A 22426-nucleotide genomic window follows, 5' to 3' on the forward strand; every position below is an offset into this window, starting at 1 on the left:
CGACGACAAGCGAAAGGCGCTTCCACCGGAAGCGCCTTTTGTTTTTGGGTGAGAACGGTGCGTAGGATGGGTAGAGCGAAGCGAAACCCATCGCACCGGTGCAAGCCTTGAGATGATGGGTTTCGCTTCGCTCTACCCATCCTACGCAGGGCAGTTACACCTTCGCCTTGGCGAGCCGCCGTCCGCCGGCGTCGAGCGCGCCGAAGGTGCCGGCGATCATGTCCGGCGTCGGAATCATGCCGCCGAGCGACCAGCTCGCCGGCTCGCCCTCCTCGATCTTGACCCAGACGTTGCGGCGGAAGTCCGGGTTACCCTGCCCCTCGATCTCGACTATGAGATCGGTGACGCGCTCCAGCAGCGCCTGCTTCTGCGCGACATCGAAGATGCCGCGGACGGTGGAAATGGTGACGTAAGGCATGGTCTCTCTCCATTGCTGAGGGTGTGACAACGCAGCGAAGATGGACCGGCACGGCACAATCAGGCAGTGGCCGATCGGACAGAGATCGGGCAATATCTGCCACCGCCCGATCGCGCTGATCGGCTAGCATGACGGCAAATTCCGGAGGTCCCATGAAGCTTGCGATCCTCGCGCTGGAAGGCTGCATGCAATCGGCGGTCGTCGGCATCGCCGACATCCTCACCCTCGCCAACCACGTGATGCAGCTGCACGGCGGCAAGGCGCGCTTCAGCTGGCAGACGCTCTCGCTCGACGGCAAGGCGGTGCGCGCCGGCGGCGGCAAGTTGCTCGCCGTCGATGGTACGGTGGGCAGGCGGACGGCGTGCGACGCGATCATCGTGCCGGGCAGCCTGGTCGATCATCTCACCGCCGAGCGCCTGCAACCGCAATATGACCGTGCCGGCGCCTGGCTGCGCCAGCAGCATGCCAGCGGCCGGCTGATCGGCGCATTCTGCAGCGGCGTGCTGCTGCTCGCCAATGCCGGCCTGCTCGACGGTCGCCGCGCCACCATCACGTGGTGGCTGCAGAGCGAGCTGCGTCGCCGCCATCCCAAGGTTGATCTCGCCGGTGATGCCGTGATCACGCAGGCCGATCGCCTGGTCTGCGCCGCTGGCCCGATGTCGTGGGTCGATCTGTTGCTGCGGCTGATCGAGCTCGTCGAAGGCGCGGAGGTCGCAAAGGTTTGCGCCGACTATGCGGTGATCGATACCGCGCAGCGCACCCAGGCGATCTTCATGCCGCTCGGCTACATGCTCGGCCAGGACCCGCTGCTGATCAAGGCGGACATGCTAGTGCGCCGCACCGGCAAGACCCCGATCACGGTGCGCGGCCTCGCGCATGCGCTCGGCCTCAGCGAACGCACACTGAACCGCCGCTTCCGCGAACTGACCCACGAGCCGCCGCAGGCCTTCATCATGCGCCGCCGCGTCGAGCACGCCCGCACGCTATTGGAAACAACGGCGCAGCCGATCAAGGCGATCGCCCGCGCCACCGGCTATGAGGACGAGAGCAGCTTTCGAAAGGCCTTCCGCAAGCTCACGCTGACATCGCCGCAGGCCTATCGCGCGCAACGATCGATGCGCGCGGCCTGATCGCGGGAAGCCCCGGAAGACTACGGTCAGCAACGCTGACGAACCTGATGACGTGATGCGAACCGCACACAAGGTTGTGTTTCCGGGATCGACAACGCCTGGGCTCGGGTGTTCACTGACGGCAAGGACCCGAAAGCGGCCTCCGATAAAACACACATTCATTTTTCTGCATGGGGAGAAACGAGATGTCTTTCGTCGCTCGACGAATGGCGGCGCTTTCGACCGCCATCACCATTCTCGCTGTCTGTGCTGGCAGCGCATTCGCCCAGAAGAAATACGACACCGGCGTAACCGATACCGAAATCAAGATCGGCAACATCATGCCCTATAGCGGGCCGGCATCCGCCTATGGCACCAGCGGCCGGGCCCAGGCGGCCTATTTCCGCAAGATCAACGCCGAGGGCGGCATCAATGGCCGCAAGATCAACTTCATCTCCTACGACGACAGCTACAGTCCGCCGAAGACGGTCGAGCAGGCGCGCAAGCTGGTCGAAGGCGACGAGGTCTTGCTGATCTTTGCCTCTCTCGGCACGGCATCCAACGGCGCGATTCAGAAATACATGAACGTGAAGAAGGTGCCGCAGCTGTTCATTCAGACCGGTGCCACCAAGTGGAACGATCCGCAAAGCTTCCCATGGACCATGGGCTGGCAGCCCAGTTATCAGAGCGAGGGACGGATCTACGCCAAGCACATCCTGAAGGAAAAGCCGGGCGGCAGGATCGCGGTCCTCTACCAGAACGACGATTATGGAAAGGACTATCTCAAGGGCCTGAAGGACGGCCTCGGCGACAAGGCGGCGTCGATGATCGTGATCGAGGATGCGTATGAGGTGGCCGAGCCGACGATCGACACGCACATCGTCAAGATGAAATCGATGAATGCCGACGTATTCGTCGACATCGCCACACCGAAATTCGCGGCGCAGGCCATCAAGAAGGCGGCCGAGATCGGTTGGAAACCGCTGCACATCCTCAACTCGGTAGGTTCCTCGCTCGGCGCCGTGATCCAGCCTGCCGGCTTCGAGAACGCACAAGGCATCATTTCGGTGGCCTACCTGATGGATCCGCTCGATCCGCAATGGAAGGACGATCCCGGCATGAAGGCGTTCGACGAATATCTCTCCAAATATTTCCCCGAAGGCAATCGGGCCGACAGCCTGATTATGACAGGGTACAATGCGGCTCAGACGCTGGTTCAGGTGCTTAAGCAGTGCGGCGACGATCTCACGCGCGCCAACGTCATGAAGCAGGCTGCCAACCTGAAGGCCTTCCGCACCACCAACCTGCTGCCCGGCATCGCAATGAACACCAGCCCGATCGATTTCGCGCCGATCAAGCAGATGCAGCTCAGACGACTCAAGGGCGAGCGATGGGAGCTGTTCGGGCCGATGCTCAGCGCGGAAGTGGGAGGTTAGCCGACCGCAGCCCCTCACTGCGCCGCCCGGCGGTCCGAGCGTTATCCGCGTCATTGCGAGGAGTTCGCGACAAAATTGCAAAGCAATTTTGCGCTGAAGCGGCGAAGCAATCCACCTCTCCGCGTATCCGGAAAGATGGATTGCTTCGCTTCGCTCGCAATGACGCTAGTAGCCTTGGATCTGTAGGATGGGTAGAGCGCAGCGAAACCCATCATCTCGCCCCCTGCACAAGCGATGGGTTTCGCTTCGCTCTACCCATCCTACGGAGCTTGACCTACACCCGGAACAGCTTCGCGTACCTCGCCTTGATCTCCTCCGACTGCACCTGCACCTGGGCCGGATCGGCCTTGAGCATTTTCAGTTTGTCGAGCGGCACGTGACCGGCCTTCTCCTTCACCTTGGCGTGGAACGAGCGGTGCGCGAATTCGTCGGCCAGCATCTGCTGCGTCTCGGCGCTGAAGAAGTAGCTCTGGAACAGCCGCGCCGCATTCGGGTTCGGCGCGTTCTTGAAGATGCCGCTCGGGACGATGATCAGCGGCGCGCCCTCGGCCGGATAGACCACCTCGACCGGCTTGCCCTGATCCTTGGCCAGCACGAGGTTGTAGTCGTTACCGTCGGCCATCACCGCGCGCTCGCCGAGCAGAATCTTCTTCGGCGGATCGGCCGCCGACTGCACCTGCATCACGCGCTGCTGCGACAGCTTCTCCAGATACGGCCAGCCGAGGTCGCGTGCCAGCACGAAGGTCGCGGTCATGATCGCGCCGGAATAGCTCGGGTGGCCCTTGACGATTTTGCCGCGCCACTTGGGATCGAGCAGGTCGGCGTAGCTCTTCGGCGCCTCCTCGCGCTTCACCTGCTCGGTGTTGTAGCCGATTACCTCGAACCAGGCGCAGGATGTCGCCGAGGTGCCGTCGGGATCGATCTGGTCGGCCGGAAAATGCCTGGCGACGTCCTCCGGCACATAGGCCGCGAGCCAGTCGTTCTTCTTCCAGTCGAGGTAATGCGCGGGATCTGTGGAATTGGCGACGTCGACGGCGTTGATGCCGCTGCCCTGCTCCTGTGCGATGCGCTGGAAGATACGCTCCGCGCCCGAGCGCTCGACGCGGACGCTGATCCCGGGATATTTCTGCTCGAAGTCACGCGCGAGACGCTCGGCCGTGTTCAGCTCCAGCGCGCTGTAGAACGAGATCTTGCCTTCCTTCTTGGCGGCTGCGATCAGCTCCGGCGTCACGGCTTCCGCCGGCGGCGCCGCCGCGCGCAGCGGCTCCGCGAATACCATGCCGGCGGCGGTGGCCGCCGTCACCTTGAGCCAGTCGCGCCTCGACCATTTGCGGTCCTGCATTCCATACTCCCTGAAATCGGGCCGTTGACCGGCCGCGCCTTTGTCGCGGGAGCTTAACGCGTAGGAGGGGTAGAGCGAAGCGAAACCCATCAAATAGCGGCCACATCAGGGATGATGGGTTTCGCGCAGTTTATCATCGGGCCACGCGTTGCGGACCCGTTGGCATCCAGGTCACGCCACGGTCTACGTTTTCGCGGGCGGATTCTCGCGCAGGAAGCGTTCGAGATCGGGCTGCACGGAATAAGGCTGCGGAACCGGATCGCCCTGAAAGTCGACCTGAAGATCAAGGCAGCGCCGCAGCATCCGCGCCAGCTCGCCGCGCCGATAGGGCTTGGTCAGCAGCGGAATGCCGTGACCGCCACGCCCCTGCTGTGCGGGCAGCACGCCGTCGCTGTAACCCGAGGTGAACAGCACCCGCAGTGCCGGGCGCCCGGCCATCAGCGTCTCCGCCAATTGCCGGCCGTTCATGCTGCCGGGCATCACGATATCGGTGAACAGAAGGTCGAACGCGGTGCCGCGTTTGACGATCTCGAGCGCGGCGTCCGCGTTCGCAGCGACCAGCACGTTGTAGCCGAGGCTTTCGAGCTGGCCCGTGACATAGTCCCGGATCGTAGGATCGTCCTCGACGCACAGGATCGTCTCGTCACCGCCCCTGACGGGCAGATCGTCCTCCTCCGCCGCGCGCTGTGCGGTGCCGTCGGCCTTCGGCAGATAGATCCTGAAGATGGTGCCGCGCCCCTGCTCGCTCTTGACCTCGATCCCGCCGCCGCTTTGCTTGACGAAGCCGAACACCATGCTGAGCCCAAGCCCGGCGCCCTGCCCGACCTCCTTGGTGGAAAAGAACGGATCGAAGATCTTCTCTAGATGCGTCGGCGAAATGCCGGTGCCGGTATCGGTCACCTCGATCACGAGATGATCGCCGGCGCGCTCGACGCCGCACGCCACGGCGTCGGGAATCCCGAGCTGGATGTTGCGGGTCGCAAAGCTCAGCGTGCCGCCGTCAGGCATGGCATCGCGCGCATTGATGGCGAGATTGACCAGCGCAGCACCAAGCTGGCTGCGGTCGACGAAGGCGAGCCAGGCGTTGCGGCTGAGCTCCGTCCTGATCTCGGTCTGCGAGCCGAGCGTCTGCGACAGCAGCCGGGCCACCTCGCCGACCAGGTCGTTGACGTCGGTCTCGCCGGGCTGCAGCGGTTGCTTGCGCGCGAATGCCAGGAGGCTCGAGGTGAGCTGCGCGCCGCGATCGGCGGCATCGCTGATCAGCTTGGCGATTGCGGCGAGTTGCGGGTTGTCCTTGACGCCGTCGGCGAGGATCTCGATCGTGCCGGTGATCACGGTCAGCATGTTGTTGAAGTCGTGCGCGATGCCGCCGGTCAGCCGCCCCAGCGATTCCGACTTCTGCGCCTGGATCAACTGCTCCTCGGCGATCCGGCGCTGGCTGACGTCCCTGACAAAGGAATTGATGATCCAGCCGTCACCGCGGCGCAGCGCGTTGAGGGACACCTCGACATAGAACCGGTGACCGTCGCGGTGCAGGCACGCCGTTTCATAGCGCATGCCCATGCCGCCGGCCGCGGTCTCCTGCAGGAAGCGGGTGATCCGCTGCCGGTGCGCGAGGCGCAGCTCCTCCGGAAACACCAGTTCGACCACCCGATAACCGACCGCCTCGGAGCGCGTCCAGCCGGTCAGCACCTCGGCCTGCGGGCTCCAGTCGAGAATGACGCCGTCCTGGTCGGTCTGGACGAAGGCGTCGAGCGCGGTCCTGACGATGGCTTGCGCCATCTGCTCGCTCTCGACCAGCGCCTGGTGTGCCCGACGCTGCGCGGTGACGTCGTGCAGTACGGCGACCGCGCCCCGCAGATTGCCGGTATCGTCGCGCAGCGGCCTCGCGTTGACGACAAGGAAGACGGCCGGTTGCGGCGGTTGCGGTTTGACGATCAGCTCGAAATCGTCGACGTCATCGCCGCGCAGCGCACGCGCCATCGGCGTGTCCGGGATCGGCATCACGGTGGTGCCGTCGGCATAATAGTTCTGGAAGGTGCGAACGCCGGTCAGGGTATCAAAACCGGGTTCGACACTGTACAGCCGTCGCGCCGCGGCGTTGACGATCACGATCATCCCGTGCTCGTCGGCGACCACCACCGGATCGCGGATGCTCTCGACGGTCTTCTCCAGCAGGTGCTGCCTGCTGCCCAGCTGCGCCGACAATTCGGCAAGCGTCGCCGCGAGCTGAGCGGTCTCGCCGTCATCGCTTGAGCCGAGCGAGACCTGCTGGCCGCGCGACAACGCCTCCGCCGCCCGCACCAGCTGGGCGGGCGTCCTGGACAGCGATCTCGCAATCACCTCAGCCGTCATCAATACCACCGCAACCGCGCCACCCGCGAGCAGAACGCCCGGCCAGGTTACGCCATGGATGAAGCCCAGCGCGAGCAGGAGCGCGGCGACGGGAAACAACATCCCCATCGCCAGACGGCCCGACAAATTCATCCCGACCAACCCCTCGTGTCGGCTGCACCCGAAAATGGAAAAGGAAAAGCAGTATTCGGAAAGGGTCGTCGGCGCCGGAGCAAATATCCCTGTTGCTTAGCCGAGTCCGGCGCCGCAATCCGCCACTTTCGTATCCGTATTAGTACGGAGGAAAGCCGATTCCGGCGCACGCGCAATACCGGAAGTATAGCTGCGACCTGTCGACCAGCGGTACATCTCGCCGGCAGCACAACTCAACATACCGAGAATTTGCAGGAGGGCCCCGGAGTGCATGTTTGGCGCCGTGGTCAGCCGTCGGCCGAACGCGCCAGGCGGGATGCCGACATGGTCGCTCGCCAAACATGGACCACTCCCGCGTTTCTGGGTCCAGCCCAGCCCTCGCCGGCGCTTGGCGACGCTCTCAACGCCGACTTACGACACCTCGAAGTAACGTGCCTCGGCTGCGAGACGCATCGTGAGGCGGCCGAACAGGACCTCGATCCACGAGCTCGAGCGCCCCGTGGCAAGCGGTGTTCCCGATTGCGGACGAACAATATCTCGGCCAAAATCGTCGGGACAGTTCAGGAAGGATGAGCTTACAAAAAGAGAGACGATGTGACGTGCAGGCCGCATCCTCATCCCTCGTAGGCTTAAGCTGCAAATACCCATCTGGGTCCCGTTGAATGTTAGCGCGCCGAAGAGCGGATCTGCTCTCAAGGCGGGTGACTTTGCATTTGCTACGGAGCACAAAATGGATTCCATGCTGAATGACAGGGTCGCGGAAGGGCGGCTCGTGAGCTTGGAAGAGCAGCTTTCGAACCTCGCGCGCGAAGCAGGAGTCAGCCCTTCCGGCCCGCCGACCGGCAAGAAAGCGTTTCACGCGCCGCTAGAAGCGGTTCATCGATTGGCGGATTGGCGCCACCTGGCCATTGTCGGTTCCGTGCTGGCAGCATGCATAGGTGGCGCTGCTTGGTGGTGGTCGTCACCCAGCGATACGGCGATGGTGGCCTCCCCTGGCCACTCCTCACCTCCTGCGCAAACCCCGCCGAAAGACGCCGCGCCGAAAGACGTTGCGCCGACTGCCGCCGCACTTTCTTCCGACTTGGCGCAGCAGCTTCAACCGATGGCGCGCGATCTCGCGGCCTTGAGGCAGGCGGTCGAACAGCTTGAGGTGAGGCAAGAACAATTGGTCCGCGACCATAAAAATGTCGCAAGCCAACTCGAGGCGAGCCAAGCAGAAATGGCACGCAGCAAAGATATCATCGACCAGATCAAGGCGACCCAGGATCAGATGGCGCGCGAGAGCGAGACGGTCACCGAGCGGCTCAACGCAAGCCAGGACCAGCTGGCCGGTGTCATTGCGAACGCCGCAGAGCCGAAGGTGAGCCCCGAACAGCCAACGGTAGCCCCAGAAATACCACTGCCGCGTCCGCGGCCGTCGACCGATGTTGCCCAGGCGCGCAAACCGGCGCCAACCCCGACGCGGCCGCACGCCACCAGCAAACCGCAACCGCCGGCATGGCCATGGTCAGTGCGCTAATGCCGTGACGTGCTGCTTCCTGCGTGCCGTCGACGCGGCAACGGCCGGTACCTGCACTTTGCGATCAATGAAGCAACACGAAGAGGCCGCTGGCGCTGGTCAGCGGCCTCTTGAACCTGATCTTAAATGAACGTCTTGGTGGTAAAATCTTTGCCTCAGGTCCGCCTTTATTAAACGGGGAATTTGCCACACAGTGAAGTCCCAACAGGTGCGATGCTCAACGGAACTCTTGTGACGTTGCGGCGACAACACACTTTGCTTTCGTGACGTCCTGAGTTCTAGGAACGATCTACTCGCCTGCCGCTCGGCTCATCGATTGGCCAAGGAAAGCCCCGCGTCTTTCATGGCTTCCCGAACCGAGGTTCGACAAACCGACCCGACGCCTTCATCGCCAAGTTCGTCCACGACTACAATCGGACCCGCCTCAAATGCCTCGGCTACCTGGCGCCAATCCAGGCCCTCGCCAATCACACGGGACCGAACACGAAAGCAGGGACCCATAACCACCGACGGTCCTTGTTGAGCAGTGCCGCAACGACGAGTCCCCCTCCACAACAACCGCCGCGGAGCATGGGTCCCTGCCTTCGTAGGGACGACAGCGCGTTTTTCGGAGACGACGTCGTGATTAACGCGCAGGGACGGTGGCGGTGAAACCGTCCTACGCCGCCCGCCGCCGTTCGCGCAGCGCGTCGCCGAAGGCTTCGAACAGGGCGCGGTTGATCGGATTGCGCTGCGGATCGTATTCGGCGTGCCACTGCACACCCAGCGCAAAACCCGGCGCATCGGCGATGCGGATCGCCTCGATGGTGCCGTCCTCGGCGATGCCCTCGATCACGACGCGCTTGCCGGGCTCGAGGATGCCCTGGCCGTGCAGCGAATTGACTCGAATGGTCTCCCGGCCGAGGATTTTTGCGAACGCGCCGCCCGGTGTCAGCGCGACGTCATGACGGTCGGCGAACACAACGGTCGGGTCAGGATGGATCTCGCCGTTCTCCAGCCGCGGCATCCGGTGGTTCATGCGGCCCGGAATCTCGCGGATCTCCGGATGCAGCGAGCCGCCGAAGGCGACGTTCATCTCCTGCAGGCCGCGGCAGATGCCGAAGATCGGCACGCCGCGCGCGACGCAGGCTTCCGACAGCGCCAGCGCAACGTCGTCGCGGTGGATGTCGTAGGGCTCGTGGGCGGCGCAAGGTTCGGTATTGAAGCGGGTCGGATGAACATTGGCGCGGGCCCCGGTCAGCACCACGCCGTCGACCACGTCGAGCAAGGCACTGACCTCGGTGATTTCGGGGCTGCCGGCGAACATCAGCGGCACCGCGCCCGACACCTCGGCAACCGCGCGAAGGTTGCGCTCCCCGACCATCTGGACTGTGAAACGATTTTCGATGCGATGGGCGTTTCCGATCACGCCGACCACGGGCCGTCTCATTATTGAAGTCTCGCGCAATGATTCTTCTAAGTTTGCGACGTTGCGGAGACGATCATGCCTTCGAGTTCCCGCCGGATCAACTGTCTATATCTGCACAGGGGGGCTTGCAGTCCTGCACAGATTCGCGCCCCTCGGGACCCAAAGCCGGCCAGACGCCCACCGATCGCGCCCGGCCCCGCACCCCGTCAGCGGCGAACCGGCACGGCCCCGCCAGCTTGATCCCGGCGGGGTTTTCGCCAAAGACTGCTCGAAACACCGTCGCGAAGGGGGAATCACCCGTGACAGACTCGGCTGACAATCGCCTGCAGGCCCGCAACGACTTGGCATGGGCGATCGCCGTCGGCGGCATCGGCGTGGTACTGTTCGCTGCCCTGCTGACCTTCGCCTGGCATTTTGCCGCGACCTTGTTCCTGCTGTTCGCCGGCATGCTGCTCGGGGTCGCCCTCAATGCCATGACCACCCTGCTCGGCCGGCTGACCAAGCTGCCCCACGCGTTGCGGCTTGCGATCGTCTGCCTGGCGATGGCCGGGCTGCTGTCCGGCATCGTGTTCCTCGGCGGCACCACGATCGCGCAGCAGGCCACGGTGCTGAGCAACACGATCAAATCGCAGCTCGGCAGCGTCAAGGACTTCCTCGAACAGCACGGGGTCGACACCAGCTATCTCGATTTCACCAATGCCGCGGGCGAGGCAAAGGGCGAAGGCACCGCCGTGACGACGACGACAACGACGCCCCCATCGTCGCAGTCCCATGGCATCCCCGGCGCCGGCGCGCTGGCCTCAAGCGGCGGCGCCATCATCAGCCAGACGCTGAAGGTGCTACTCGGCACCGTCAGCGTCGTCGGCAACTTCTTCATCGTGCTGTTTCTCGGGCTCGCCTTCGCGGCCCAGCCCAGCATCTACCGCGCCGGGCTGTTGTTCATCGCGCCGGTCAAGTACCGCGCGCAGGCGACCATCATCGTCGACCGCATCGGCGAGACACTGGAGCGCTGGCTGATCGCGCAGATCATCACGATGACGGCGGTATTCCTCGTCACCTGGATCGGGCTTGCCATCATCGGCATTCCGAGCTCGTTCATCCTCGGCATCCAGGCCGGCCTGCTCGCCTTCATTCCGACGGTCGGTGCGATCCTCGGCGGGCTGATCGTGGTGCTCGCGAGCCTTGCGACCGGATGGATCGCGGCGCTGTCGGCCTTCATCCTGTTCCTCGGCGTCCACGCGCTGGAAAGCTACGTGCTGACGCCGATCATCCAGCGCCAGGCGCTCGACATCCCGCCGGCCACGCTGTTCGCGTTCCAGATCCTGCTCGGCGTCGTGTTCGGCATCTGGGGGCTGGCGCTGGCGCTGCCGCTGATGGCGATCGCCAAGGTGATGATCGACCACTTCAAGACGGAGGATCCGGCGCGGGCCGCGTGACCGCACGTCAGGAGAGCAGCAGCACCGTTCCCGCGACCATCAGCATCACGCCGGCCAGCATCACCATCGGCCAGCGACTCTTTGGCGGCTGGTATCGCCCCTGCGCGCGCCGTTCGGCGATCAGCGCGGTCTCGTATTCATGCGAGTCCGAGAACAGGCAGGCGAAACCGCTGCGCGCCGAAACCGCGTCGGCTTCGAGCGACATCAGGGCTGACTGCGGATTGCGGGTGCGGATCGACTCCATGCCCGAAAGCATGGGATCGAATGGTTAACCACTCGTTACCGCACTCATGCCCGGACGCTCGCCGACTTTTGCCGCGCCGAAGCCGGCAGGCCCGCGGTCTTGCGCCGCCAGTTCTCCAGCGAGAGCGGCAATTCCTCCGCTGCCTCGACGCGGTTGCGGCCGCCGCGCTTGGCCTGGTAGAGCGCGGTGTCGGCCGAGGCCAACAGCACCTCGAGCTCGGTGCCGGCGGGACCGCCTGCGACGCCGATGCTGACCGTGGTGTCGACCGCGCCTTCCTCGCAGGTGATGTTGCTGTTCTCGAAGGCTTCGCGCACGCGCTCGGCGACCAGCACACCCTCCTCCAGCGAGCACGGCAGTAGCGCCGCGAATTCCTCGCCGCCGATCCGGCCCGACAGATCGCTGATCCTGAGGCTGTTGACCACGACAGCGGAGAACAGCTTCAGGATCTCGTCACCCGCGGGATGGCCGAAGCGGTCGTTGATTGACTTGAAGTGATCGATGTCGAAGATCATCACGGTGACCGGCCGGCCGGCAACGGACTCGCGCTCGATCACCCGTGCGCAGGCCTCGGTGAAGCCGCGGCGGTTGAGCATGCCGCTCAGGGGGTCGATCGACGCGGCCGTCTTGTGCACGGCCACCGCGCGGTCCGACACCATCATGAAGATCACGAACACCGTGCCGATCGCGTACAGCACGAGTTCGATCGAAAACAGCGTGACCCAAAAGCTGGAGACGAAATTCTGGCCGTTCAGTCGCAGCAGGTCGCCGACCAGGATCGGCAGCATCAGGACGCAACCGTGCGCGACCGGGATGACGATCGCAAGCCAGCGCCGTTGCATCGCGCGGCGGCGCTCGCTCCACAGTTCTGATGCGGTCAGCGCGGCGTAGATCGCGACGATCCCGGCACCGATCGTCAGGCGCATCGCGGGATCCTCAACCGTCGTCACCGCCCCGATCCATGCGATCGGGCCGAGCACGAGGCCCAGCAAATTGGCCTTGCGGCCGTGGAAAATGCGCGCGGCATTCCAGACCAGGCCGCAGGCGGCGAAGCCGATCGCATTGAGGCCCAGCAGAACCATCGGATCGAGCGTCGAACTGCCGACCGTCCAGACCGCGACCGAGGCCGCGCCGAGCAGATAGGCGGTGCCCCACCATTTCAGCGCGGAAATGTTCTCCTGCCTGCCGAACAACCACAGCATGGCGCCGAGCATGCCCGCGACCATGGTGGCGAACAAATAAAGTGTCGATGGATCGAACGACATAAACTCACCCCAGCCCGGTGTGATGCAACGTTCGCAGGCGCAAATAAATACGGTGATGCAGCGCCATTGCGAGCCCGCAAGCTAGAAGGTGCGAGTTCCAATTTCGTTTGCACGCACACGCAAGTTTTCATGAAAAACTGCGCTAATTCGCGCAGAAGCATCGCCGGTCGGACGCAGCAAAAAGGGCGCCTCGCGGCGCCCTCTGCAACTCGATGCCCGCGGCAATTGCCGCGAATTTTAGAACTCGAATTAGCGCTTCGAGAACTGGAAGGACTTGCGGGCCTTCGCCTTGCCGTACTTCTTGCGCTCGACCGAGCGGCTGTCGCGGGTCAGGAAGCCGCCCTTCTTGAGGACGCCGCGCAGCTCGGGCTCGAAGTTGGTGAGCGCCTTCGAGATGCCGTGGCGGACAGCACCGGCCTGGCCGGAGAGACCGCCGCCGGCGACGGTGCAGATCACGTCATACTGGCCGTTACGGGCGGCAGCGACCAGCGGCTGCTGGATCATCATGCGCAGCACAGGGCGGGCGAAGTAGACCTCGAACTCGCGGGTGTTGACCGAGATCTTGCCGGAGCCCGGCTTGACCCAGACGCGGGCGACCGCGTCCTTGCGCTTGCCGGTGGCGTAAGCGCGGTTGTACTTGTCGACCTTCTTGACGTATTTCGGCGCGTCGGGAGCGGCCGGCTTGACCTGCGAGAGCTGGTCGAGGGACTGCAACGTATCGGACATTATGCGGCCCTCGTGTTCTTGCGATTCAGGGAAGCGATATCGACCTTCTCGGGGCTCTGCGCTTCATGCGGATGATCGGCACCCGGATAGACGCGCAGATTGCCCATCTGCATGCGGCCGAGCGGACCACGCGGGATCATGCGCTCGATCGCCTTCTCGACGACGCGCTCGGGGAAGCGACCCTCGAGGATCTGCTTCGCGGTGCGCTCCTTGATGCCACCGATGAAGCCGGTGTGCTTGTAGTAGGTCTTCTGGTCGCGCTTGCGACCGGTCAGCACCACATGCGCGGCGTTGACGATGATGACGTTGTCGCCGCAATCGACATGCGGGGTGTAGGTGGGCAGGTGTTTGCCGCGCAGGCGCATCGCGACGAGCGTGGCGAGACGACCGACGACCAGACCCTTGGCGTCGATCACGACCCACTTCTTCGTCACTTCGGCGGGCTTGGCCGAGAACGTGCTCATGTGTGAAATCCGTGAAAAAGAAATCGGCGCCGTATGCGCCGAACTGGCAGCTTTCTAGAGAAGCCGCGATCGCGCGTCAACGCCCACGCGCTCAAATTACATCAGAAAAAACAATGGCTTGCAATTATGGTGCAATAATACCGTAGAAAAGCCTATTGATTTGGAATGGAATAGGTCGCCGTGACATGGGCGATGGGATCGGGAGACGAGCCGGACAGCAGGTTGACCTCGCCGACCGCGAGCCGCTTGCCGAGCTTGAGCAGCCTCGCCACCGCAAGTACGTCCTGCCCCGGCTGACCCTTGCGCAGGAAGTTGATGTTGAGGTTGGTGGTCACGGCAAGGCCAACCGGCCCGATCGCCGACAGCAGCACCACGTACATCGCGAAATCCGCCAGGCCCATCAGGGTCGGCCCGGACACCGTACCGCCAGGCCGCAGCATGCGCTCGCTGAAGCGCTGGCGCAGCAGGGCCGTCTCGCCGTCGGCGCTTTCGATCCGGACATCGTCGTAGACGAACGCCTGCGGGAATTCCCTCCGCAGGAACTCCTCCACGTCAGCCACGCTCATTTTCGCAGTCGCCATGCCGTCCCTGCCCTCGCTTCAGCCTGCCTGTTACATTAAGTTGTCACAGAGACCAAAGTGGAATTTCAGCATGTCCGCCCAAGCCGCCCGCGCCGAAGCGCCGCAACACCAGCCGATCCTGCTGCGCGAGACCGTCGGCAGTATCGCGCTACTGACGCTCAATCGCCCCGGAGCGCGCAACAGCCTCTCCGAGGGCCTGATCGCCGAGCTGCACGCCGCCCTGAACGATGTCGGCGGCGACAAGCGCATCCGCGCCGTCGTGCTCGCCGCCAAAGGCCCGGCGTTCTGCGCCGGCCACGACCTCAAGGAGCTTACCGCGCGCCGTAGCGATGCCGACCGCGGCCGCGCCTATTTCGCGCAAATCATGAACGCCTGCAGCGCGATGATGCAGGCCATCGTGCGCCTGCCGAAGCCGGTGGTCGCATCCATCCAGGGCATCGCCACCGCGGCCGGCTGCCAGCTCGTCGCAAGTTGCGACCTCGCGGTCGCCTCCGAAGCGGCGGCGTTCGCGACGCCGGGCGTCGACATCGGGCTGTTCTGCTCGACGCCGATGGTGGCGCTGTCGCGCAACGTGCCGCGCAAACAGGCCATGGAGATGCTGCTGACCGGAGAGCCGGTCTCGGCGGCAACGGCGCAGAGCATCGGCCTCGTCAACCGCGTGGTATCCGCTGGCACCGAACGCGACGCCGCGATCGCGCTGGCCGAGAAGGTCGCGCTGAAATCGGCCTACACCGTCAAGCTCGGCAAGGAAGCGTTCTATCGCCAGGCCGAGATGAACCTCGCCGATGCCTATCGCTTCGCCGCCGAGGTGATGACCGAAAACATGATGGCGCGCGACGCCGAGGAAGGCATCGGTGCCTTCATCGAGAAGCGCGATCCGAAGTGGCAGGACAAGTGACGACCTGAGGTCGTCATTCCGGGATGGTGCATTAGCACCAGACCCGGAATCTCGAGATTCCGGGTTCTCGCTGCGCGAGCCCCGGAATGACAAACCCGGAAGAAAAATGAATCACGACGCCTACGACGACAATTACATCCGCAGCATTCTGAACAACGTCAAGACCATCGCGATGGTCGGCGCCTCGCCGGTCAATGTGCGGCCGAGCTATTTCGCGTTCAAATATCTGGCGCAGCGCGGCTACGACATGATCCCGGTCAACCCCGGCCATGTCGGCAAGACGCTGATGGGCAAGCCGTTCATCGCCTCGCTTGCGGACATCGATCGGCCGATCGACATGATCGACATCTTCCGCAATTCAAGCCACATCATGCCCGTGGTCGAGGAGGCGCTGAAATTGTCAACGCCGCCGAAGGTGATCTGGATGCAGCTTGGCGCACGCGACGACGCCGCGGCCGAGAAGGCGGAAGCCGCGGGCCTCAAAGTGGTGATGAACCGCTGCCCGAAGATCGAGTATGGCCGGCTGTCGTCGGAGATCTCGTGGATGGGCGTCAACTCGCGCACGCTGAGTTCCAAGCGTGCGCCGATCCCGACGCAGGGCATGCGGCTGTCGCTCAATCGCACGAGCTTCGGCGGCGGACAGACCGCGGCGTCCGACCGCGCGGCAAAGAACAAGACCGAGACGACCTGACATCGCGGCGGAATAATCGCTGCGATCATCCGGTATAGCGCGGGATGCCCCTCCAAAAACTGGCGATGCGCCCAACTCGCTTGACGGCGGGCGCCGTCGCCATCAGCATGCCGCGCGTTTCGACCAGACCACAACAGGATACTAAAGAATGACCGATCGCCTTCCGGGATTTTCCACCCTCGCCGTGCACGCCGGCGCGCAGCCTGATCCCACCACCGGCGCGCGGGCGACACCGATCTACCAGACCACGTCATTCGTCTTCAACGATGCCGACCACGCGGCCTCGCTGTTCGGCCTGCAGGCTTTCGGCAACATCTATACCCGCATCGGCAACCCGACCAATGCCGTGCTCGAGGAACGTGTCGCAGCCCTCGAAGGCGGCACCGCGGCGCTCGCCGTCGCTTCCGGTCACGCGGCGCAGGTCGTCGTGCTGCAGCAGCTGTTGAAGCCCGGCGATGAGATCATCGCGGCACGCAAGCTCTATGGCGGCTCGATCAACCAGTTCACGCACGCCTTCAAGGCGTTCGGCTGGAACGTGGCCTGGGCCGACCCAGATGAGATCGAAAGCTTCGAGCGCGCGGTGACGCCGCACACCAAGGCGATCTTCATCGAGTCGATCGCCAACCCGGCCGGCAGCATCACCGATATCGAGGCGATCGCGGCCGTTGCGCGCAAGGCCGGCGTGCCGCTGATCGTCGACAACACGCTGGCCTCGCCCTATCTGATCAAGCCGATCGACCACGGCGCCGACATCGTCGTGCACTCCCTGACCAAGTTCCTCGGCGGTCACGGCAACTCACTCGGCGGCATCATCGTCGATGCCGGCACCTTCGACTGGTCGAAGGACAACAAATATCCGATGCTGAGCGAGCCGCGCCCGGAATATCACGGCATCCGGATCCAGGAGACCTTCGGCAACTTCGCCTTCGCGATCGCCTGCCGCGTGCTCGGCCTGCGCGACCTCGGCCCCGCGCTGTCGCCGTTCAACGCCTTCATGATCCTGACCGGCATCGAGACGCTGCCGCTGCGCATGCAGAAGCACTGCGACAACGCCAAGGCGGTGGCGGAATTCCTCTCCACCCACCCCGCCGTGTCGGCGGTGAACTATGCCGGCCTGCCCGGCGACAGGTACAACGCCTTGCAGCGCAAATATGCGCCGAAGGGAGCCGGGGCGGTGTTCACGTTTAGCCTTAAGGGCGGCTATGACGCCGGCGTCAATCTGGTGTCGAACCTGCAGCTGTTCTCGCATCTCGCCAATGTCGGCGACACCCGCTCGCTGGTGATCCATCCGGCCTCCACCACCCACAGCCAGCTCGACGACGCCGCCAAGGTGAGGTCGGGCGCGGCGCCCGAGGTGGTGCGGCTTTCGATCGGCATCGAGGACAAGGAAGACCTGATCGCCGACCTCGACCAGGCCCTGCGCGCCTGATCCCGCAATTGTTCCGGAGCGGTGCGCCGCATCGCTCCGGCAGCTTGCCCAAGGCGGCGGGCCTCCCGTTAACGCTTAATACCGACGGGCCTCTCGTTAACGTTCAATCCGGCTTAAAGTGGCAGTGATAGGCTCCGGATGATTCGGGAGACCATTGATGCTGCGCTGGACATTGCCGCTCGCGATCGCATTGTTTGCGATCCCGCCTGCTGACGCCGCCGACGGCCCGGCCGTCGCCAAGAGCGCGACCGTCAAGGCCGCGCGCCAGCTGCCGGCGGGCCTGCCGCACCGGCATTACGCCTACCGCACCACGATCACATCGCCGACCTATGTGCGGCGCGGACGCCAGCTCGTGATCGTCGAGCAGCCCGTGGTGATCCCGCTCAATTCCGAGCCGTATATCCCGTTCGTGCCCGGCGAGCCGCTGCTGCCGGGGTCGTCGTCGCTGCCCGGCTATTACGGCAACTGGCACTCCTACAACTATTTCGGCCCGTACTACGGCGGTGCCTATGTGACCTATTGGGACCGCCTGCCCTACGCCTGTGGCGTCTACGGCTACTGCTAGCGCGGACCGATCGGGTGGCCAGATCGCCGCAGAAATCCAGCGCACCGGCTTCGGGGAACGCGGTGACCGCCGATCTCGTCGCGGTGCTGGTCGCCGTCACCGAGGGCACGCCCAAGATCATGACCATCGCCGGCGGCTCCGCGCTGCCGAGCGGCCCGTTCGAGTTCACCCATCGCTCGCTGCAGACCGCGCTGCGGGCCTGGGTCGAAGCGCAGACCGGCCACCCGCTCGGCTATGTCGAGCAGCTCTACACCTTTGCCGACCGCGGCCGCTCCGGCGATGCCAAGGGGCCGCACAGCGTCTCGATCAGCTATCTCGGCCTGACCCGCGAGGATCGTGTCGGCGAAGGCTTTGAGGCGCACTGGTCCGGCTGGTACGACTACTTCCCCTGGGAGGATCATCGCGCCGGCGCGCCGGCCTTCCTGGCCAAGACGATCGCGCCGAAGCTCAAAACGTGGGCGAAGGCGGCGCCGTCGCCAACGCTGCAGCGCGAGCGTTGGCAGCGTTGCGCCATCACTTTTGGACTCGACGATCGCGACTGGAACGAAGAGCTGGTGCTGCAACGCTATGAGCTGCTCTACGAGGCCGCGCTGATCCCGGAAGCCGGACGCGGGCATGCCCGCGAGGCGCCGGTCGTGCCGGGCAAGCCGATGACGGCGGATCATCGCCGCATTCTCGCGACCGGGATCGCGCGGCTGCGCGCCAAGATCAAATACCGTCCCGTGGTATTCGAGCTGATGCCGGCCGAGTTCACCCTGCTGCAACTGCAACGCAGTGTTGAGGCGCTCGCAGGCCGGCTGGTCCACAAGCAGAACTTCCGCCGGCTGATCGAGCAGCAGGAACTCGTTGAAGAGACTGGCGCAATGGCCGCCGATACCGTCGGCCGGCCGGCCAAGCTGTTCCGCTTCCGCCATGCCGTGCTGGCCGAACGGGCCGTCGCCGGCACCAAGCTCCCGCTTTCGCGCACTTGACACGCCTTATGCTCAGGATAAGTATAAGCCATCTTATGCTCACGGAGAGTATAAATGGTTGCGCTCGATACCGATCTGCTCACCCGCACCGCGCCGCTTTATGAGCGCGTCAAACGCGTCATCCCGCCGTTCGAATGGGCCACGTTCGCCGAGGACGTCGATGCGATCCTCGCGCTGAAACGCCGCCGCAACGCGGTGGTACTGGCGCATAATTACCAGACGCCGGAGATCTTCCACGGCGTCGCCGATATCGTCGGCGACAGCCTGTTGCTCGCGCGCGAAGCAACCAAGGTCGATGCCGATGTCATCGTGCTCGCGGGCGTGCACTTCATGGCCGAGACCGCGAAGCTACTCAATCCGGCCAAGACCGTGCTGATCCCCGACCTCAAGGCCGGTTGCTCGCTGGCGGATTCCATCACCGCGCAGGACGTGCGGCTGATGCGCGCGCGCTACCCGGACGCACCGGTCGTCGCCTATGTCAACACCTCGACCGCGGTGAAGGCCGAGTCCGACATCTGCTGCACGTCGGGCAATGCGCTGAAGGTGGTTGAATCGCTCGGCGCCGAGCGCGTCATCATGCTCCCGGATGAATATCTGGCGCAGAACATCGCCAAGCAGACCAGCAAGAAGATCATCGCCTGGAAGGGCCACTGCGAGGTGCACGAGTTGTTCACCGCCGATGACGTGCGTCAGCTGCGCGAGGATCATCCCGATGTCACCATCCTGGCGCACCCGGAATGCCCGCCCGAGGTGGTCGCCGAAGCGGACTTTGCCGGGTCGACGGCTGCGATGCAGTCGTTCGTCGAGACCAAACGTCCGCCGCGCGTCGTGCTGCTGACGGAATGCTCGATGAGCGACAACATCGCCGCGCTAAATCCCGGTGTCGACTTCGTCCGCCCCTGCAATCTCTGTCCGCACATGAAGCGGATCACGCTGAAGAACATCCGTCACGCGCTGGAGACCAACCAGCACGAGGTCACCATCGACTCCGCGATCGCTGATCGCGCGCGCAAGAGCGTCGAAAGGATGCTGGCGATATGAGCATCGATATCTCCGATCTCAACGGCCGCCCGGTGATCATCGGCGGCGGTGCCGCCGGGCTGATGACCGCGCTTCAGCTCGCCCCCGAGCCGGTCGTGCTGCTGTCGAAGTCGCCGCTCGGCGCGGAAGCTTCCAGCATGTGGGCTCAGGGCGGCCTTGCGGCGCCGGTCGGCGCAGATGACAGCCCTGCCCTGCATCTCGCCGATACGCTCGCGGCCGGCGCCGGCCTTTGCGACGCGGCCGCCGCGAGCCGGATCGTCCACGCCGCGCCCGCCGCCGTCGAGCAGCTGGCGAGGCTCGGCGTCGCCTTCGACCGCCACGCCGACGGCAGCTGGCGCCTCGGGCTCGAGGCCGCACACCGCCGCAACCGCATCGTGCACGCCACCGGCGACGGTACCGGACGCGAGATCATGCGCGCGCTGATCGCGGCGGTCCGGCGCACACCATCGATCACGCTGCTGGAAGGCGTCGAGGCGCGCCGGCTGATCGTCGAGGACAATGCGGTCAGGGGCGTGCTTGCAGCCAACGCAAGCGGCGCGCTGACGATCGCAACCAACCGCGTCGTGATCGCAACCGGCGGCATCGGCGGGCTGTTCGCCGACAGCACCAATCCCGGCGGATGTTTCGGCCAGGGGCTCGCGCTTGCCGCACATGCCGGCGCAAAACTGTCGGACATCGAGTTCGTCCAGTTTCATCCGACCGCGTTCGACGGGCCGTCGCGCCCGATGCCGCTGCTGACCGAGGCGATCCGTGGCGATGGCGCGGTGTTGATCGACGAGACCGGCGAGCGCTTCATGGCCGATCAGCCCGGCGCCGAGCTTGCGCCACGCGACATCGTCGCGCGCGCCGTGTGGCGCCACCGCGCCGCGGGGCATCGCACCTTCCTCGACGCGCGCCAACATCCGGGCGCGGAGTTTGCGCAGCGGTATCCCGTGATCAGCGCGTTCTGCAAGATGGCCGGCATCGATCCCGCCCATGATCCGATCCCGATCCGGCCGGCGGTTCACTACCACATGGGCGGCATCACGGTTGACGGTTTTGGCCGCAGCACGGTGCAGGGCCTGTGGGCCTGCGGCGAGGCCGCGCGCACCGGGTTGCACGGCGCCAACCGGCTCGCCAGCAATTCGCTGATGGAAGCGATCGTCTGCGCGCGCTGGGTCGCCGAGAGCATCGAAAGCGTGAGTGCGGGCCCGCGCGCCATGCTGCGCGACGACGCGATGCCACAGGCTTCCGATCCCTCCGCCGTGCGACCGATCCTCACCCAGGGCCTCGGCGTCCTGCGCGACCGCGACGGGATCGCCCGCGCGATCCGCAGCCTCTATCCACTCGCATGCGGTCACAGTGCGGCGTCCGACGCAGCATTGGTCGGATTGATGGTCGCGGTTGCCGCCATCCGGCGTGAGGAAAGCCGCGGCGGCCACTTCCGCAGCGATTTCCCGCACATTGCTGCGTCGGCCGTTCCGTCGTCCCTTACCCGCGCCGATGCACTCGCCGCCGCGCGCGACATCGTCGAATCCACGCCATTTGCCAGGAGTGCCCTGTCATGACCCTCACCCCCCTGCTGCCGCTGATCTATGAGCCGATCGTGCAGACCGCCTTGCGCGAGGATCTCGGCCGCGCCGGCGATATCACCGCAGACGCCATCGTGCTGGCCGGCCAGCAGGCGCGGCTGGTGATGCGGGCGCGGCAGCCCGGCGTGATCGCCGGGCTCGATGTCGCGCGGTCAGCCTTCCAGACGGTGTCGCCGGCCATCACGCTGCGCGCCGAACGGCCCGACGGCAGCGCGGTCGAACCCGACCAGGTCATCGCGATCATCGACGGCCCGGCCCGCAGCCTGCTCACCGCCGAGCGGACCGCGCTCAACTTCCTCTGCCATCTGAGCGGTGTCGCCACCGCAACGGCTACGCTGGTCAAGGCCGTGGCGGGCACCCGCGCGCAGATCGTCTGCACCCGCAAGACCACGCCGGGACTGCGTGCGCTGGAGAAATATGCGGTGCGCGCCGGCGGCGGCGGCAATCATCGCTTCGGCCTCGACGATGCCGTGCTCATCAAGGACAACCACATCGCGCTCGCCGGCGGCATCCGCACCGCGATCGAGCGCGCCAAGGCCAATGCCGGCCATCTCGTCAAGATCGAGGTCGAGGTCGACACGCTGTCGCAGCTCGAGGAGGCGCTGACGCTCGGCGTCGACGCGGTGCTGCTCGACAACATGACGACCGAGCAGCTCAGCCAGGCGGTCGACATGGCGCGCGGCAAGGCGATCACCGAAGCCTCCGGCCGCATCACCGCGGCGACGGCCGCAGCGATTGCCGCAACCGGCGTCGACCTGATCTCGGTCGGCTGGGTGACCCACAGCTCGGCCGCGCTCGATATCGGGCTCGACTATTTGTCCTGATCGA

21 protein-coding genes are annotated in these 22426 nt (G+C 64.9%); 12 read left to right on the forward strand and 9 right to left on the reverse strand.

Annotated elements, in window-relative coordinates; genetic code table 11:
• Positions 1–154 precede the first annotated feature (154 nt).
• Complete coding sequence (locus tag ACVMB1_RS14605; protein WP_076825319.1) at positions 155–418, reverse strand: tautomerase family protein; 264 nt, start codon at positions 416–418, stop codon at positions 155–157.
• Between the two features lie 152 nt (positions 419–570).
• Here ACVMB1_RS14605 and ACVMB1_RS14610 point away from each other — a divergent pair, with 152 nt between their 5' ends.
• Positions 571–1548: a GlxA family transcriptional regulator gene (locus ACVMB1_RS14610; protein ID WP_141342874.1), complete on the forward strand. Its 978-nt coding sequence runs from the start codon at positions 571–573 to the stop codon at positions 1546–1548.
• 185 nt (positions 1549–1733) lie between these two features.
• The gene (locus tag ACVMB1_RS14615; RefSeq protein WP_141342875.1) at positions 1734–2963 is read left to right on the forward strand and encodes an ABC transporter substrate-binding protein; all 1230 of its coding nucleotides are present in this window, start codon (positions 1734–1736) and stop codon (positions 2961–2963) included.
• A gap of 274 nt (positions 2964–3237) precedes the next feature.
• On the opposite strand, the gene ACVMB1_RS14620 is transcribed toward ACVMB1_RS14615, so the two are convergent.
• Entirely contained in the window at positions 3238–4305 is a 1068-nt protein-coding gene (locus tag ACVMB1_RS14620) for an ABC transporter substrate-binding protein (RefSeq protein WP_076825313.1), read from the reverse strand.
• A gap of 183 nt (positions 4306–4488) precedes the next feature.
• The gene (locus ACVMB1_RS14625) at positions 4489–6762 is read right to left on the reverse strand and encodes a PAS domain S-box protein (protein WP_159109432.1); all 2274 of its coding nucleotides are present in this window, start codon (positions 6760–6762) and stop codon (positions 4489–4491) included.
• A gap of 760 nt (positions 6763–7522) precedes the next feature.
• Between ACVMB1_RS14625 and ACVMB1_RS14630 the strand changes: the two genes are divergently transcribed.
• Positions 7523–8311, forward strand: a complete 789-nt coding sequence (locus ACVMB1_RS14630) for a hypothetical protein (protein WP_310885904.1) — start codon at positions 7523–7525, stop codon at positions 8309–8311.
• A 658-nt stretch (positions 8312–8969) separates the two neighbouring features.
• Here the strand turns inward: ACVMB1_RS14630 and ACVMB1_RS14635 are convergent.
• Positions 8970–9740, reverse strand: a complete 771-nt coding sequence (locus ACVMB1_RS14635) for a gamma-glutamyl-gamma-aminobutyrate hydrolase family protein (RefSeq protein WP_057020651.1) — start codon at positions 9738–9740, stop codon at positions 8970–8972.
• Between the two features lie 278 nt (positions 9741–10018).
• On the opposite strand from ACVMB1_RS14635, the gene ACVMB1_RS14640 reads away from it, so the two are divergent.
• Complete coding sequence (locus ACVMB1_RS14640; protein WP_141342878.1) at positions 10019–11155, forward strand: AI-2E family transporter; 1137 nt, start codon at positions 10019–10021, stop codon at positions 11153–11155.
• Positions 11156–11162: 7 nt separating this feature from the next.
• On the opposite strand, the gene ACVMB1_RS14645 is transcribed toward ACVMB1_RS14640, so the two are convergent.
• From ACVMB1_RS14645 to ACVMB1_RS14665, 5 genes are all read right to left on the reverse strand, one after another.
• On the reverse strand, positions 11163–11399 hold the full coding sequence (locus ACVMB1_RS14645; protein WP_028333932.1) for a hypothetical protein: 237 nt from the start codon (positions 11397–11399) through the stop codon (positions 11163–11165).
• 44 nt (positions 11400–11443) lie between these two features.
• Positions 11444–12661 (reverse strand): GGDEF domain-containing protein, encoded by a 1218-nt coding sequence (locus ACVMB1_RS14650; RefSeq protein WP_141342879.1) that lies wholly within the window; start codon positions 12659–12661, stop codon positions 11444–11446.
• 249 nt (positions 12662–12910) lie between these two features.
• On the reverse strand, positions 12911–13387 hold the full coding sequence (gene rpsI / locus ACVMB1_RS14655) for a 30S ribosomal protein S9 (RefSeq protein ID WP_028333930.1): 477 nt from the start codon (positions 13385–13387) through the stop codon (positions 12911–12913).
• Complete coding sequence (rplM, locus tag ACVMB1_RS14660; RefSeq protein WP_016840522.1) at positions 13387–13851, reverse strand: 50S ribosomal protein L13; 465 nt, start codon at positions 13849–13851, stop codon at positions 13387–13389. Before rplM ends, rpsI begins: the two co-directional genes overlap by 1 nt.
• Before the next feature lie 152 nt (positions 13852–14003).
• On the reverse strand, positions 14004–14432 hold the full coding sequence (locus tag ACVMB1_RS14665; protein ID WP_057020654.1) for a PaaI family thioesterase: 429 nt from the start codon (positions 14430–14432) through the stop codon (positions 14004–14006).
• A 70-nt stretch (positions 14433–14502) separates the two neighbouring features.
• Between ACVMB1_RS14665 and ACVMB1_RS14670 the strand changes: the two genes are divergently transcribed.
• The 8 genes from ACVMB1_RS14670 to nadC all read left to right on the forward strand — a co-directional run bounded on the left by ACVMB1_RS14670 (position 14503) and on the right by nadC (position 22422).
• Positions 14503–15330: an enoyl-CoA hydratase gene (locus ACVMB1_RS14670; RefSeq protein ID WP_057020655.1), complete on the forward strand. Its 828-nt coding sequence runs from the start codon at positions 14503–14505 to the stop codon at positions 15328–15330.
• Between the two features lie 106 nt (positions 15331–15436).
• Positions 15437–16021, forward strand: a complete 585-nt coding sequence (locus ACVMB1_RS14675; RefSeq protein ID WP_141342881.1) for a CoA-binding protein — start codon at positions 15437–15439, stop codon at positions 16019–16021.
• 148 nt (positions 16022–16169) lie between these two features.
• Positions 16170–17450: an O-acetylhomoserine aminocarboxypropyltransferase gene (locus ACVMB1_RS14680; RefSeq protein WP_141342882.1), complete on the forward strand. Its 1281-nt coding sequence runs from the start codon at positions 16170–16172 to the stop codon at positions 17448–17450.
• Between the two features lie 157 nt (positions 17451–17607).
• Complete coding sequence (locus ACVMB1_RS14685) at positions 17608–18015, forward strand: hypothetical protein (protein ID WP_141342883.1); 408 nt, start codon at positions 17608–17610, stop codon at positions 18013–18015.
• Positions 18016–18134: 119 nt separating this feature from the next.
• The gene (locus tag ACVMB1_RS14690) at positions 18135–18986 is read left to right on the forward strand and encodes an NUDIX hydrolase (RefSeq protein ID WP_233475385.1); all 852 of its coding nucleotides are present in this window, start codon (positions 18135–18137) and stop codon (positions 18984–18986) included.
• Between the two features lie 54 nt (positions 18987–19040).
• A complete protein-coding gene (nadA, locus tag ACVMB1_RS14695) occupies positions 19041–20027 on the forward strand; it encodes a quinolinate synthase NadA (protein WP_057020659.1) in 987 nt (328 codons plus the stop codon).
• The gene (locus ACVMB1_RS14700; protein ID WP_456814439.1) at positions 20024–21574 is read left to right on the forward strand and encodes an L-aspartate oxidase; all 1551 of its coding nucleotides are present in this window, start codon (positions 20024–20026) and stop codon (positions 21572–21574) included. The genes nadA and ACVMB1_RS14700 overlap by 4 nt, the downstream gene beginning before the upstream one ends.
• Positions 21571–22422: a carboxylating nicotinate-nucleotide diphosphorylase gene (gene nadC / locus ACVMB1_RS14705; protein WP_057020660.1), complete on the forward strand. Its 852-nt coding sequence runs from the start codon at positions 21571–21573 to the stop codon at positions 22420–22422. The genes ACVMB1_RS14700 and nadC overlap by 4 nt, the downstream gene beginning before the upstream one ends.
• The last annotated feature ends 4 nt before the right edge of the window (positions 22423–22426 follow it).

This window comes from Bradyrhizobium sp. USDA 4504 (assembly GCF_054063995.1).